At 73.5% G+C, this 13,359-nt stretch carries 15 protein-coding genes; 12 read left to right on the forward strand and 3 right to left on the reverse strand.

The features are described 5' to 3' along the window. Positions 1-105 precede the first annotated feature (105 nt). A complete protein-coding gene (locus tag RY076_RS22690; protein WP_323102089.1) occupies positions 106-942 on the reverse strand; it encodes a flagellin N-terminal helical domain-containing protein in 837 nt (278 codons plus the stop codon). Positions 943-1,206: 264 nt separating this feature from the next. On the opposite strand from RY076_RS22690, the gene flgN reads away from it, so the two are divergent. The 6 genes from flgN to RY076_RS22720 all read left to right on the forward strand — a co-directional run bounded on the left by flgN (position 1,207) and on the right by RY076_RS22720 (position 5,292). Continuing rightward, entirely contained in the window at positions 1,207-1,725 is a 519-nt protein-coding gene (gene flgN, locus RY076_RS22695; RefSeq protein WP_323102091.1) for a flagellar export chaperone FlgN, read from the forward strand. Positions 1,726-1,793: 68 nt separating this feature from the next. After that, positions 1,794-3,215, forward strand: coding sequence for a flagellar hook-associated protein FlgK (flgK, locus tag RY076_RS22700; RefSeq protein ID WP_323102093.1), 1,422 nt, complete (start codon positions 1,794-1,796; stop codon positions 3,213-3,215). Position 3,216: 1 nt separating this feature from the next. Next, positions 3,217-4,098 carry a flagellar hook-associated protein FlgL gene (gene flgL, locus RY076_RS22705; RefSeq protein WP_323102095.1) on the forward strand — a complete coding sequence of 294 codons (882 nt, stop codon included), beginning with the start codon at positions 3,217-3,219 and terminating at the stop codon, positions 4,096-4,098. Next, positions 4,095-4,457 carry a flagellar assembly protein FliW gene (locus RY076_RS22710; RefSeq protein WP_323102099.1) on the forward strand — a complete coding sequence of 121 codons (363 nt, stop codon included), beginning with the start codon at positions 4,095-4,097 and terminating at the stop codon, positions 4,455-4,457. Before flgL ends, RY076_RS22710 begins: the two co-directional genes overlap by 4 nt. Before the next feature lie 296 nt (positions 4,458-4,753). Beyond that, positions 4,754-4,954 (forward strand): DUF7489 domain-containing protein, encoded by a 201-nt coding sequence (locus RY076_RS22715; RefSeq protein ID WP_323102101.1) that lies wholly within the window; start codon positions 4,754-4,756, stop codon positions 4,952-4,954. Beyond that, positions 4,954-5,292 (forward strand): hypothetical protein, encoded by a 339-nt coding sequence (locus tag RY076_RS22720; RefSeq protein ID WP_323102104.1) that lies wholly within the window; start codon positions 4,954-4,956, stop codon positions 5,290-5,292. The genes RY076_RS22715 and RY076_RS22720 overlap by 1 nt, the downstream gene beginning before the upstream one ends. A 59-nt stretch (positions 5,293-5,351) precedes the next feature. Here the strand turns inward: RY076_RS22720 and RY076_RS22725 are convergent, their stop codons facing one another. Further along, positions 5,352-6,500, reverse strand: coding sequence for an acyltransferase family protein (locus tag RY076_RS22725; RefSeq protein ID WP_323102107.1), 1,149 nt, complete (start codon positions 6,498-6,500; stop codon positions 5,352-5,354). A gap of 224 nt (positions 6,501-6,724) precedes the next feature. On the opposite strand from RY076_RS22725, the gene RY076_RS22730 reads away from it, so the two are divergent. From RY076_RS22730 to RY076_RS22740, 3 genes are all read left to right on the forward strand, one after another. Next, positions 6,725-7,651, forward strand: coding sequence for a TIGR03618 family F420-dependent PPOX class oxidoreductase (locus tag RY076_RS22730; RefSeq protein WP_323102109.1), 927 nt, complete (start codon positions 6,725-6,727; stop codon positions 7,649-7,651). A 98-nt stretch (positions 7,652-7,749) separates the two neighbouring features. After that, on the forward strand, positions 7,750-8,226 hold the full coding sequence (locus RY076_RS22735) for a CoA-binding protein (protein WP_323102111.1): 477 nt from the start codon (positions 7,750-7,752) through the stop codon (positions 8,224-8,226). 101 nt (positions 8,227-8,327) lie between these two features. Further along, positions 8,328-8,582 carry a hypothetical protein gene (locus tag RY076_RS22740; protein WP_323102113.1) on the forward strand — a complete coding sequence of 85 codons (255 nt, stop codon included), beginning with the start codon at positions 8,328-8,330 and terminating at the stop codon, positions 8,580-8,582. 14 nt (positions 8,583-8,596) lie between these two features. On the opposite strand, the gene RY076_RS22745 is transcribed toward RY076_RS22740, so the two are convergent. Beyond that, on the reverse strand, positions 8,597-9,496 hold the full coding sequence (locus RY076_RS22745; protein WP_323102115.1) for a universal stress protein: 900 nt from the start codon (positions 9,494-9,496) through the stop codon (positions 8,597-8,599). Between the two features lie 120 nt (positions 9,497-9,616). Between RY076_RS22745 and RY076_RS22750 the strand changes: the two genes are divergently transcribed. The 3 genes from RY076_RS22750 to RY076_RS22760 all read left to right on the forward strand — a co-directional run bounded on the left by RY076_RS22750 (position 9,617) and on the right by RY076_RS22760 (position 13,256). Continuing rightward, the gene (locus RY076_RS22750) at positions 9,617-10,666 is read left to right on the forward strand and encodes a zinc-binding alcohol dehydrogenase family protein (protein ID WP_413785819.1); all 1,050 of its coding nucleotides are present in this window, start codon (positions 9,617-9,619) and stop codon (positions 10,664-10,666) included. Positions 10,667-10,900: 234 nt separating this feature from the next. Beyond that, positions 10,901-12,532 carry a sensor histidine kinase gene (locus RY076_RS22755; RefSeq protein ID WP_323102118.1) on the forward strand — a complete coding sequence of 544 codons (1,632 nt, stop codon included), beginning with the start codon at positions 10,901-10,903 and terminating at the stop codon, positions 12,530-12,532. Between the two features lie 61 nt (positions 12,533-12,593). After that, positions 12,594-13,256: a response regulator transcription factor gene (locus tag RY076_RS22760; protein ID WP_323102121.1), complete on the forward strand. Its 663-nt coding sequence runs from the start codon at positions 12,594-12,596 to the stop codon at positions 13,254-13,256. Positions 13,257-13,359 lie beyond the last annotated feature (103 nt).

Genomic DNA, 13,359 nt, shown 5'->3' on the forward strand with positions numbered 1-13,359 from the left:
ACGTGGTCGGCGATGTCCTGGCGATGGGCGCCGGGACGCCGACGACGGCCGGGGTCGGGTTCCCCGGCCGCCGTCGGCTATGCCCCGGTGCGGTTGCTGAACGGCTCAGCCGAGCAGCTTGAGGATGCCCTGGCCGGACTGGTTGGCCTGGGCGAGCATCGCCGTGCCGGCCTGGGACAGGATGTTGGTCTTCGTGTAGTTGACCATCTCCTGAGCCATGTCGGTGTCGGTGATGTGCGACTGCGACGCCGCGAGGTTCTGCGACGAGACGTTCGCGATGTTGAGCGCGTGGTTGAGGCGGTTCTGCGCGGCACCGAGGTTGGCGCGGTCGGTCGAGACCGCCTTGATGGCGGTGTCGATGGCGGTGATCGTGGTCTGCGACGCCGCGTTGTCGGTGACGTCGAAACCGGTCGCACCGGCAGCGCCGCTCAGCGTGCCGACCGAGGTGGCGACGTCGGCGAGGTCCACGCTGATCGTGTCGTTGGCCGTGCCACCGGCGCCGACCTGGAACGCCTTCGTCCCGCCCTTGAGCAGGTCGATCGAGTTGAAGTTCGTGCCGTTGGTGATGCGGTCGAGCTCCTTGCCGAGCTCGTCCGCCTCGGCCTTGATGGCCGTGCGGGAGTCGGTGTTGTTCGAGTCGTTGGCGCCCTGGACCGCGAGGTCGCGCATGCGCTGCAGGATCGAGTGGACCTCGCCCAGGCCGCCGTCGGCGGTCTGGATCATGTTGATGCCGTCCTGCGCGTTGCGGGCGGCGACACCGTAGCCGTTGACCTGGGACTTCAGGCCCTCGGAGATCGTGAGGCCGGCAGCGTCGTCGGCCGCGGTGTTGATGCGCAGGCCGCTCGAGAGCTTGGCCATCGAGCTCGCCATGCTGGCGGACGTGCGGGAGAGGTTGTTGTAGGCCTGGAGAGCCGACAGGTTGGTGTTGACGGTGAGAGCCATTTGGGGTTCCTCCATGAAACGGGTGGGTGGTTCCGGGCCCGTCCGTGGGCCCTCAGCCGCCACTGTCGGCAGGCCGTCCCGGCGCGTTAGCGACGCGTCGAGAACTTTTCGCGGACGGCGTCGCCCTCCGCGGGTTTTACCGCGTCTTTACCCTGGGCCTAATCCGTCCCGGCCCGCTGCCGATAGTGGAGACTGACGGTGCGGAGTGCGCCGGTCCGCGACGTCTGTTGGATGGGGGAAGCTCGAGTGGATGGCGGAGCTCGGATGGCCGGAGACGGCGGCTCCGGGGCGACGGTCGGGTCGACCGTGCAGGACCTGTCGGCCCTGCTCTGGTACGAGCGTGAGCTCCTCGACCTGTTGACTTTCAAGCTCGAGGAGGAGCAGCTGCTCCTCACGGCCGGCAAGACGCGATGGCTCTCGCACGCGACCCGTGAGGTCGAGCAGGTGCTCGAGCGGCTGCGCGTCGCCGGTCTCGAACGCGCCGCTGCCGCAGCGGCGGTCGCGCACGAGTGGGGGCTGCCCGAGGACGCTAGCCTGCGCGACCTCGCTGCCGGTGCCACCGAGGCGGCCTGGGCCGACATCCTCTCGGCGCACCTCACGGCCATGACCGACCAATCCGCCGCGATCCGCCAGCTGCGCGACGCCAACGCCCAGTTCCTCAGGGCCGCAGCGCGGTCCACGCAGGAGACACTCGCCACGACCGACGCCGCGGCCACGACCTACGACTCGCAGGGACGGGCGGCCGCGCAGGGCGAGGCGCACCTGTTCGACCGCAACCTCTGACCTGCTCCCGATCCGGTCCCCTCGATTCCCCCCTCGATCTCGACCAACCTCTCACCAGAAGGGTCACCATGAGCACCTTCGGCGCCCTGAACACCGCCTACCGCGGACTGTCGGCGGCCCAGCAGGCCATGGACCTCGCCGGTCACAACGTCGCCAACGTCGGCACCGACGGCTACACCCGCCAGCGCATCGAGCAGTCCTCGATCGGTGCCCCGGCGCCCATGTGGCCCGGCGCCACGGGCCCCCAGGCCGGACAAGGCGTCTCGGTCGACCGCATCGCCCGCCTCGGCAACGCGCTGCTCGACGCGTCGGTGCGCACGACCTCCTCCTCGGCCGGGTACACGGCCCAGCGCTCGGCGGCCTTCGACCGCATCGAGGCGACGCTCCGCGAGCCCGGCAGCGACGGGCTCTCGACGCGTCTGCAGGCGTTCTGGTCCGCGTGGCAGGACGTCGCCAACCACCCCGGCGAGGCGGGAGCGTCGAGCGCACTGCTCAGCGCCGCGGGTCAGCTGGCCACCACGCTGTCGAGCGGACGCGCGTCTCTCGAGGCCCAGTGGAACGACACCGCGACCGACACCCGGCGCATGGTGGCCTCCCTCAACGACGCTGCGGCACAAGTGGCCTCGCTCAACAAGCAGATCAGGTCGGCGGTGGCCCAGGGCGGTTCGCCCAACGAGCTCATCGACGCGCGGGCCCGGCTCACCGAGTCGATCTCCTCGCTCGCCGGTGCCTCGGTCCGCGACGAGGCCGACGGCACGGTCACCGTGTACCTCGGCGGCAACGCGCTCGTCCGCGGCGACACGGCGCGCCAGGTCGCCCTGACCGGTGCGGCGTCGATGGCCGACACGACCTCCTCGGCGCTGCGGCTCGAGTGGGCCGACCAGCCCGGCCACGAGGTCGGCCTCGAGGGCGGCAGCATCGCCGGCGCCCTCTCGACGCTCGCCCCGGCAGCGGGAGGCGCGGGCGGCGCCATCGCGGAGGCCGCGGCGTCCTACGACGCGGTGGCCACCACGATCGCCACGTCGGTCAACGCCGTGCACCGCACCGGCCAGAGCTCCACGGGGGCCACCGGCCTCGACTTCTTCCGCCTCGACCCGAGCCTGCCCGCCGCGCGTGGGCTGTCCATCGTCCCGACCGACGCGTCCGGCCTCGCCACCGGCGCCGTGGGTGCCGGCGCGCTCGACGGCAGCACGGCTGACGCCATCGCCCAGCTCGCCCGTGGCGCAGGCTCCCCCGACGCCCGGTGGGCCGCGTTCGTCACGGCGACCGGCAGCGCGTCCCGGGCCGCGACGCAGCAGGCGGGGATCGCCGACACCGCGGCCGGCAACGCCAAGCACGCCCAGATCTCCAGCGCGTCGGTCAGCCTCGACGAGGAGAGCGTGAGCCTCATGGCCTCCCAGCACGCCTACCAGGCCGCGGCCCGCGTGCTCACCGCCGTCGACGAAGCCCTCGACACCCTCATCAACCGCACCGGGATGGTAGGACGCTGACATGCTCCGTGTGACCGACCAGTCGATGTCCCTCGCCGCGCAGCGCGCACTCGGCGAGCGGCAGTCGCGGCTGGCCTCCGCCCAGTCGACCGCCACGTCCGGAGCCCGCATCACGCGGCCGTCCGACGACCCCGCCGGCACGGGCGAGGCGCTGCGCGTCCGCGGCGACCTCGCCGCGCAGGCCCAGTACCAGCGCAACATCGACGACGGCGCCGCCTGGCTGTCCACCATCGACTCCGCGCTCGACGGTGCGACGGGCCTCCTGCGCCAGGTGCGCGACGCCGTCGTGCAGGGCGGCAACGGGTCGCTCACCCAGGACGCCCGCGACGCCCTCGCGACCGTCGTCGACGGCCTGCGCACCGACCTGCTGTCCTCGGCCAACACGCGCTACCTCGGCCGCAGCGTCTTCGCCGGCACGTCCGACGCCGACGCCGCGTTCACCGACGGCACCCCGCCGACCTTCAACGGCGCCGCCGGCAGCGTCGCGCGTCGGGTCGGGCCCGACACCACCGTGGCCGTCGACACCGACGGGCGCACCGCGTTCGGCACCGGCGCGACATCGGCGTTCACGGTCCTCGACGACATCGCCGCCGACCTGCGCGCCGGCGTCGACCCGACGGCCCGGCTCGGCGCCCTCGACGGCGCGATGAAGAACGTCGTCGCCGCGCGGGCCGAGGCCGGTACGCGCTCGGCCCTGCTCCAGCGCGCGAGCCAGGCCACCACCGAGGCCACGACCGCCCTGACCTCGCGCCGCACGGCGATCGAGGACGTCGACCTCGGTCAGGCCGTGCTCGACCTGCAGCTGCAACAGACCGCCTACCAGGCCGCCCTCGCCGTCACGGCGAAGGTCCTCCAGCCCAGCCTCACGGAGTTCCTGCGATGAGCACCCTCGTCTTCGAACAGCCCCTGCCCGGCCTCGCGCCGCACACCGTCTACCAGCTCGACGCGGTCGACGGCGCGGAGGGCGTCTTCAGCCTGCGCCCCTCGGATGCGCCCGACGTGCGCCTCTTCGTGCTCGACGCCGCGGTGTACGCGCCGTCCTACTCCCCCGAGGTCGACGTGCCGAGCGCGTCGATCGGGCTCGAGCCCGACGAGCAGGCGCGGATCCTCGTCGTCGCGACGCCCGGCGCGTCGGGCACGTCGGTCAACCTCGCCGCTCCCGTCCTCGTCAACGAGGCGGAGGGGCGTGCCGTCCAGGCCATCCTCGAGGGCTGGGACCTCCGCGCTCCCCTCGGCGCCTGAGCGTCGAACCCACGCACCGGTGCGCGTCCGGCGCAGCAGTGCGGGTTTCCTCGAGGGGTGCGCGATGCTGCACGCACTCCTGGTGCGAACCCGCGTTCCCGGGCCTTCCGCGCACCCAGGCGCGGCTGCTTCTCACGGCGCCCGCACACCGGGACGCCGGGACCAGCCTGCCTGCCCGACACGCGACTTTCGGACGGGTGGGTCGCGACCTTCGGCCGATGCCGGCGCTGGCCCGGGGCGCCAGAGTGGTTCACGCGTCACCGACCACGCTGGCGCCGACCGGAAGGAGCGTGCACATGTCTGAGTCCTGGAACGGCACCGTCGTCAGGAAGTCCCGCGGCCTGCTCGACGGGTCAAACCTCTACCGCCGTCTCGAGGTGCGCCTCGCCGACGGCGAGGTCACGAAGGTCCGCGTCGACCGCGAGCTGTGGGACAGTCTCGAGGTCGGCGACCACGTCAGCAAGGCACCCGGAGCCGACCCGGTGAAGGGACCCTGATGGACGCCGCCGTGACGGACGAGCAGATCCAGCAGCTGGCGGCCACTGCCAGGCCCTACAGCGTCGCGACGCTGCGCTGGGCTCCCGACCGGCACCGCGACGGGGCCGACGCGATCGAGCTGGAGCACCAGCGGCGCATGGTGTCGCTGCGCGCCGACGGCGTCATCACGGTGCTGTGTCCCGTCCTGTCCGACACCGTGGCCGGCATCGCCGTGCTGGCCCTGCCGGCCGACGAGGCCGACGAGCTCATGTCGGACGACCCCTGCGTGCGGGCCGGGATGATGACCGTGGAGGTCCTCCCCTGCCTCGGCTTCCCGGGCGACGGCATCCCCGACTGAGGGCGACGCGCGCCCCGTCCGGCGCACCCAAGCCGCGGCGCACGGTGGTCGCCACCCGGTCACACGACGCGTCGGATCCCGGGCACGTGCGCCAGCAGGACGCCGAGGGCGAACGACCCCGCGACCCCCGCGGTGGTGACGGCGAGGTAGGACACCTCGGGCGGCCAGGCCGCCGCGTGCGAGGCCAGCACCAGCGCCACGAGCACTCCCTGGTGCACGAGGAAGGCGCCGTAGGCCGCTCGGCCGAGGACCGCCCCTCGGGCGCCCTGCGCGTCGAACCTCCGCTCGAACAGGTCGACGACCCAGAGCGAGGCGAACACGACGAGCAGGCCCTCGACGAGCGCGACGACGGCGGACTGCCACGAGCCGCCGCCGAGCAGCAGCGTCAGGTCCGTGCCCGTGACGCTGGCGACGACGAACACGAGGACGCACCCGGACAGGGCCAGCCACGCGGTACACCGGATGCGCCGCGCGAGCTCGCGGTCGAACGGCAGCCAGCCGCGCTCGCGGGCCACGACGCCGAGCGCGAAGCCCGTGAGCCAGGCGGGCGCCTGGGCGATGGCGAGGCGCCAGACCTCCTGCCCGAGCGGCGCGACCGCCATGATCGGGAAGCCCGCGACCGCGACGGCGAGGGCGACCACCACGAGGGACCGCAGCGTCGGTGCACGCGTCACGAACGCGCGAAGCGGCCGGACGCGTCGGAGGACGGCATACCCCACCGAGAACAGGAACAGGACGCCGAGGAACCAGGTCGGCCCGGGTGCGGGCACCCAGAGGACGTGCGGCAGGAAGTCCCGGAACCCACCGGTCCAGCCGGCGTTCTGGGGGTCGACGAACTCGATCGGTGGGCTCAGCAGGAGCGCGAAGGCCAGCATCGGCAGGAGGAGACGCACGGCGCGGTCGGTCACGAAATGCCGAAGTCCTTTGCGCGACAGCGACGTCGGAGTGAAGTACCCGGCCACGAGGAAGAAGAGGGGCATGCCGAACAAGCCCACGGTCGCCGTGGCCAGCGCCAGCACCGACAGGAGCGGGTCACGCACGAGCGGCTCGAGGAAGACCCAGTTGCCCACGTGCGTCCACGCCATCGTCGTGTGCGCGACGACGACGCCGGCGACGAGGACGACCTTGAGGTTGTCGGCCCACAGTGACCTCGCTCCGTCGCCGGGACGGGTGACGGGGTGGGCCGGGGATGTCGTCGCCGTGTGCATGCCATCACCTCCGGGCTCCGTACGGGCCGTCGGCGGGTGACCGCGACCGACCGCGGGTGCCACCTCCAGCCTAGAAGCGGCGACACCGGCGTCACCGCGGCTGTGACGCACGAGTCACGCCCGGGCTCGAGGGACCATCGCCCCTGACGCCCGGGGCCCGAGGACGCGAACCTCGAGGGGTGAGGATGTCGGCCCGTGCTCCGCGAGCGGGTCACGCCGCCGGCGTGATCCCCGCTTCCCACACCGACCTCGCGCAGCACCCGCGCGTCGCCGCACTGACCACCGTCGCGCGCGACGGCTCCCCCCAGACCTCCGTCGTCTGGTGCGACCTCGACGGCGAGGTGGTGCGGGTCAACACGATGCGAGGCTTCGCCAAGGAGCGCAACATGCGTCGCCGTCCGCAGGTGAGCCTGCTGGGCTACGACCCGCGCCGGCCGCTGCGCTACCTCGAGGTGCGGGGCACCGTCGTCGGTCTCGACGAGGACGGGGCCCGCGAGCACCTCGACGCCATCGCCTCCGCGTACGTCGGACGACCGGTCCGGTACTTCGGCGACGTCGTCCCGGCGCACTACGCGCAGAGCGAGGTCCCCGTCCTGTGCCGGATCCGGCCCCGGCACGTGGTCGCGGTCGACGACGAGCCGAACCCACCCACGGATCCGGGCTCGGCCCGTGGGCCACGCTCAATGTCGGCTCCGCCGACGACGCCGCCGGTCCCGGCCGCCGCCGGCGGCCCGGTCCCCCGCTCGCACCTGGACCTGCTGCGTCGGGGGATCTGCGGCGTGTTCACGACGATGGACTCCCGCGGCCGTCCGCAGTCGAGCCTCGTGTGGCTCGACGCCGACGGCGAGTGCGCCCGGGTCAACACCACCCTCGAGCGACAGAAGGGCCGAAACCTTCTCGCCGACCCGAGCGCCAGCCTGCTCGTCGTCGACCCGGACGACACGTCGCGCTACGTGCAGATCCGCGGGGAGGTGGAGCTCGTGCGCGACGGGGCCCACGCGCACCTCGACGCCCTGACCCGGACGTACACGGACAAGCCGGGCTTCTACGGTCACGTCCACCCAGCAGCACTGGCCTCCAAGGAAACTCGCGTCATCTGCCGGCTCCACGCGCACCACGTGACGTGCGACGCCATCCACGCCGGCCCCTGACCGGGACCTTCGGCCCTGCCCGCGCGCGGCGGGCCGGGAGATCGTGGACGCGTCGAGGAGCGGCGCGATGGACGCGCCGCCGCGAGGGGACGCAGCGCATGCCATCGATCAACGACGCCGCAGCAGACTTCTTGAGCCACAAGCGGGTTGCCGTCACCGGCGTCTCGCGCACCCCCGCCTCGCACGGCAGCAACGCCGTCTACCAGCGGCTTCGAGCGCGCGGCTACGAGGTCTACGCGGTCAACCCGAACGCGTCGGAGGTCGAGGGCGACACCGCCTACCCGAACCTCGGGGCCATCCCCGGCGGCGTGGAGGCCGTCGTCATCGGGACGCGTCCCGACCACGCGCTTGCCACCCTCGAGGAGTGCGCTGGGCTGGGCATCAAGCAGGTGTGGATGCACCGCGGCCCCGGGGCCGGCAGCGTCTCGGAGGAGGCGACCCGGTGGGGTCGCGGTCACGGGATGACCGTCATCGACGGCGGCTGCCCGCTCATGTTCGAGCCGACGGCCGACACCGGCCACAAGGTGATGCGCTGGATGTTCAGCCTGACCGGCAACGTGCCCCGCCAGGTCTGAGCCGCGCGGCGCACCACGGCGCACGTGATCGAGAACCGCTGTGTCCCAACGACCGTGACCGAACGACGAACGACCGTGACCGAACGACATTGGAGTCAGGCATGTCACACGCACCGCACCTGTCCACGGCCATCGACGAGCAGGTCCCGCACCTGTCGACCCTGTCGATCCGTGAGCTGATCGGCACGCTCGCGGGCATCGAGGACCGCCTGCGGCACGCGCCCGGCCTGGTGGTGCGGGGCGGCCGGCTCGTCGTCAACCCGGAGCGCCGGCTGCTGCTCCGCCGCCAGCGCCTCGTCGTCACCACGCTCCGTCGACGCCGCGCCACGCTGCGCCTCCCGGCTCCCGGCCACTGACCGGGCCAGGCGCGTCAGTGTGCCGGTCGCGGCTCGGAGGGCACCACGGCGACGGGCGTCCGGGCGTGGGTGAGCACCCGGCGGCTCACCGACCCGAGGGTCAGCCCCTCGAACCCGCCGCAGCCGCGGCTGCCCAGCACGAGCATCTCGGAGGCCGCCGACTCCTCGATGAGTGCGTCGACCGGGTGCCCGCCGACGAGCCTGGTCTCGACGTCGACGTCCGGGTAGGTGTCGCGCCAGCCGGCCAGCTCCTCGCCGACGAGGCGAGCCTGCTCCTCCTGCGGGGGCGCCGCCCAGTCCACCGCGTCGGCGCCGTGCGGCCACGTCTCCTGACGCCACCGGCAGGTCAGCACGGTGACGCCGAGGCCGAGCCGGCTCGCCCGGTCGAAGGCGAACGCGAGCGCCGCACCGCACGAGCCGCTTCCGTCGACGCCGACGGCCACCCGCCGACGGTGTCCCGTCCGGCCGGCGTAGCTCGGCGTGGCGGTGAGGTGGGCCGTGTCCCGGACGACGACGAGCGGGCAGCCGCAGCGACCGGCGAGCTGCTCCGCGACGGCATGGCCCCGGGTCAGGGCCTCGTCGTCGTCACGCCGGCCCCCGAGCACCACCACGGCACTGCTGCGCGCCCGTGAGAGGAGCTCGCGCGCGGGTGGCCCGACCACGGTCTCGGCGTGCACCTCGAGCCCGGGCGCCAGCCGTTCGACGAGCGTGAGAGCCGCGTCGGTGGCCGCCTGGGCCTCGTGCGCCGCGCTCGACCCGGGGCGGGGCTCGTCGTCGCCGGTCAGCGCGTGGACGACGTGCAGCGCCCGGCCGCGCGAGGCGGCCTCGTGCGCCGCCCAGGCCAAGGCGGCGTGGGTGCCTCGACGGCCGTCGTACCCGATGAGGACGGGCCCGGAGCCCGAGCGGTTCGTCATGACGTGCTCCTTCGCCTGCCGCCCAGTCTTCGTCGGCCCACGGCGTCGGAGAAGGGCCGAAAGGCCTTGTCCCGGCTCACGGCCCGGGTGCAGTCTGGCGACGGCGGAGCGGGAGGACACATGGCAGTCGACGAGGGCTCGGACGGCCGGCCGCGGCCGTCGCGCATGCGGGCGTGGGAGGTGACCGGCCGGCCGGGGCGCCGTGAGCGCGTCCGGCTCGGCGAGCGTGAAGTGCCCTCCCCCGGGCCCGGCGAGGTGCTCCTGCGGGTGGAGGTCTGCGGCGTGTGCCGCACCGACCTCCACGTGGCCGACGAGGACCTGCCGGTGCACCGGCCCGCCGTGGTCCCCGGCCACGAGGTGGTCGGGCACGTGGTGCAGGTCGGACCCGGTGGCGGCCCCTTCGGCAGCGGCGACCGCGTCGGGCTCGCGTGGCTGCGCGGCACCTGCGGCACGTGCCGGTGGTGCCGCACGGGCCGCGAGAACCTGTGCCCGGAGGCCATCTTCACCGGCTGGGACGCCGACGGCGGCTACGCCGAGTACGTCGTCGCGCCCGCCGCCTACGCCTACGCCCTGCCCGCCGGGCTGCCGAGCGAGCAGGCGGCGCCGCTGCTGTGCGCCGGGATCATCGGCTACCGCTCGCTGCGCCGGGCCGCGCTGCCGCCCGGGGGCCGGCTCGGCATCTACGGGTTCGGCGCCAGCGCGCACCTGACCGCGCAGATCGCGCTGGCCGAGGGCGCCGAGGTGCACGTCCTGACACGCGGTGAGTCGGCGCGTCGGCTCGCGCTCTCCCTCGGGGTCGCCTCGGCCGGCGGGCCGTACGACGCGCCGCCGGTGCCGCTGGACTCCGCCATCGTCTTCGCGCCCGCGGGCGAGCTCGTCCCGCTCGCGCTGGCCGCCCTGGACCGCGGCGGCACCGTGGCACTCGCGGGCATCCACGTGACCCAGGTCCCGCCGCTCGACTACCAGGCGCACCTCTTCCACGAGAAGCGGCTCACCTCCGTCACCGCGAACACCCGGGCGGACGGCGAGGAGCTGCTGCGACTGGCGACGGCGCTCTCGGTGCGTGCCGACGTCGTCAGCTACCCCTTCGGGGAGGCCGACCGCGCCCTGGATGACCTCTCGGCGGGCCGGTTCGCGGGTGTCGCCGTGCTCGACGTCCGTGGCTCCTGAGAGGCCATCCGGCGCCGGTGGCGCGTCGCGACGGGAACATCGCAACAACGGGGGCGCCAGCCGCCCGCGGAAGCCTATGCTCGAACCATGGGTTCGGACGCCGAGCCCGATCGTCGCCTGCGGCGAGGGGCTGAGGGCAGGTCTGTACGCGTCGACGACCTCATGGACGAGCTCCGTTCGAGGGCCGACTCGGCGCAGCGCTCGCATGCACAGTTCCGGGGACTCTTGGACGCCGTGACCGCCATCAGCGAGGACCTCGAGCTCTCCGAGGTGCTGCAGCGGATCGTCCGGTCCGCCTGCGCGCTCGTCAACGCGCGGTACGGGGCTCTCGGGGTCCTGGGCCCGGACGGCGAGCACCTCATGCAGTTCATCACCCATGGCGTCACCGCCGAGCAGCGCGCCCGGATCGGGGACCCTCCGTCGGGCCACGGCATCCTCGGGCTGCTGATCCGCGACCCGCGACCCCAGCGGCTGACCGACATCTCGGCCCATCCCGACTCCCGCGGCTTCCCGCCCGGCCACCCCTCGATGACCAGCTTCCTCGGCGCCCCCATCCGCATCCGCGACGAGGTCTTCGGCAACCTCTACCTCGCCGAGCGGCAGGGACAGGAGGAGTTCTCCGAGTCCGACGAGGCCTTGCTCGTGGCCCTCGCGGGCGCGGCGGGCTTCGCCATCGACAACGCCCGCCTCTACGCCCACAGCCAGCAGCAGCGGCTCTGGGCACAGTCGGTCAACGAGCTGACGCAGAGCCTGCTCGAGGGTCATGACGAGGATGCCGCCCTGACGATGGTCGCCAAGGACGCGTGCCGGCTCACCGGGGCCCGGCTGGGGCTGGTCGCCCTCCGCGACGAGGGCACCGCGACGGTGCGGGTGCGCGCCCTGTACGAGGCGGAGCCGACCGAGCGCCCGGTGCCGTGGCGGTCCTGGCCTTCTCTGGAGACGGAGGAGGACTGGCCGGCGGCCGCGGGCGCGGACCAGGTGCTGCCGGGGCCGGTCCCCGCGCAGCCCCTGCTCGCGACGCTGCTGCGGCTGGCCGACGTCGACCACGACGTCCCGACCGCCTTCCTGACGATCTCCACGGGCCAGCGGGCCATCGGCCACCTGCTGGTCCACTGGCGCGACGGCGAGGACGACGCCCCGGCGGGGGCCATGTCGATGCTGAAGGTCTTCGCACGACAGGCGGCGCTCGGCCTGGTCGCGGCGCGCGCGCAGGAGGACCGCCAGCACCTGGCCATGCTCGAGGAACGCGACCGGATCGCCCGCGACATGCACGACCACGTCATCCAGCGCCTCTTCGCCACCGGCCTCTCCCTCCAGGCGGCGGCGCGGCTCGCCATGCACCCGGTGGTGCGGTCCCGGCTGGACGAGGCCGTCACGAGCCTCGACGAGGCCATCAAGGTCATCCGCTCCACCATCTTCGAGCTGCACACGGTCGCCCCCGGCGGGAGCCTCGTCGACCAGCTCGAGAACGTCGTGACCTCGTGGTTCCCGACGCTCGGCTTCCTGCCCTCCCTCGAGGTTCGGGGCGAGCCGGACGAGGACGACGAGGGTCTTCGGTCGGACGTCCTCGCCGTCGTCCGCGAGTCGCTGGCCAACGTGTCCCGTCACGCGGAGGCGAGCACGGCGACGGTGCTCGTGTCGTTCGGGGACGTCCTCACGGTCGAGGTGGCCGACGACGGCGTCGGCATGACCTCGACCGAACGCCGCAGCGGGCTCGCCAACCTCGAGCACCGGGCGGCCACGCGCTGGGGCGAGCTGACCATCGAGGGGGTCGAGCCGAGCGGGACGCGGGTGCGCTGGACGGTGCCCCTCCGGCCCCCGGTGGCCGTGGGCCGAGGCGCGACGCGTCGAGGCCCGCGCGGGTGAGGCGTCGGCCGACGGGCACGGGCCCGTCACGGAGCCGTCGACGACACGAGAGGTGAGAGCCGTGACCATCAGAGTCTTCCTGCTGGACGACCACGAGATCGTGCGACGCGGCCTGCGCGACCTGCTCGAGGCGAACCCGGGTTTCGAGGTCGTGGGCGAGTCCGGACTCGCGGCCGAGGCCGCCAGGCGGATCCCGGCCCTGCGCCCCGACGTCGCGGTCTTCGACGTCAGGCTGCCCGACGGTTCCGGCATCGAGGCCTGCCGGCAGGTCCTCTCCGTCGACCCGACCATCGCGTGCCTCATCCTCACGTCCTACGACGACGACGACGCGCTGGCGGCTGCGGTGCTCGCGGGCGCCTCCGGGTTCCTGCTCAAGGACGTGCGCAGCAACGGCCTCGTCGAGGCGGTCGAGAGGGTGGCGGCCGGGGAGAACCTGCTCGACACCGCGCGTGCCCACCGGCTGCGCGCCAGCTGGGCCGACGGGCAGGAGAAGGACCCACGGCTGCGTTCCCTCACCCCGCAGGAGCGACGCGTGCTGGACCACGTCGCGGCCGGGGAGACCAACCGTCAGATCGGCGAGGCGATGTCGCTGGCCGAGAAGACCGTCAAGAACTACGTCACCTCGGTGCTGGCCAAGCTCGGCATGGAGCGGCGCACCCAGGCCGCCGTGTACGTCGCCGTCCACCACTCGGCCGACTCGACGGTGGAGGGGCACAAGCCCTGAGGTCCTGAAGCCCTGGTGCACCGCGCGTGCGCCGCCCGCTGCACCGGCAGGCCGCGGCGCAGCGATCGGGGGACCTTCGGCCCGACCGGATCCGGGCCCCGCA

Source organism: Intrasporangium zincisolvens, from assembly GCF_034724055.1.
GTDB lineage: Bacteria > Actinomycetota > Actinomycetes > Actinomycetales > Dermatophilaceae > Monashia > Monashia zincisolvens.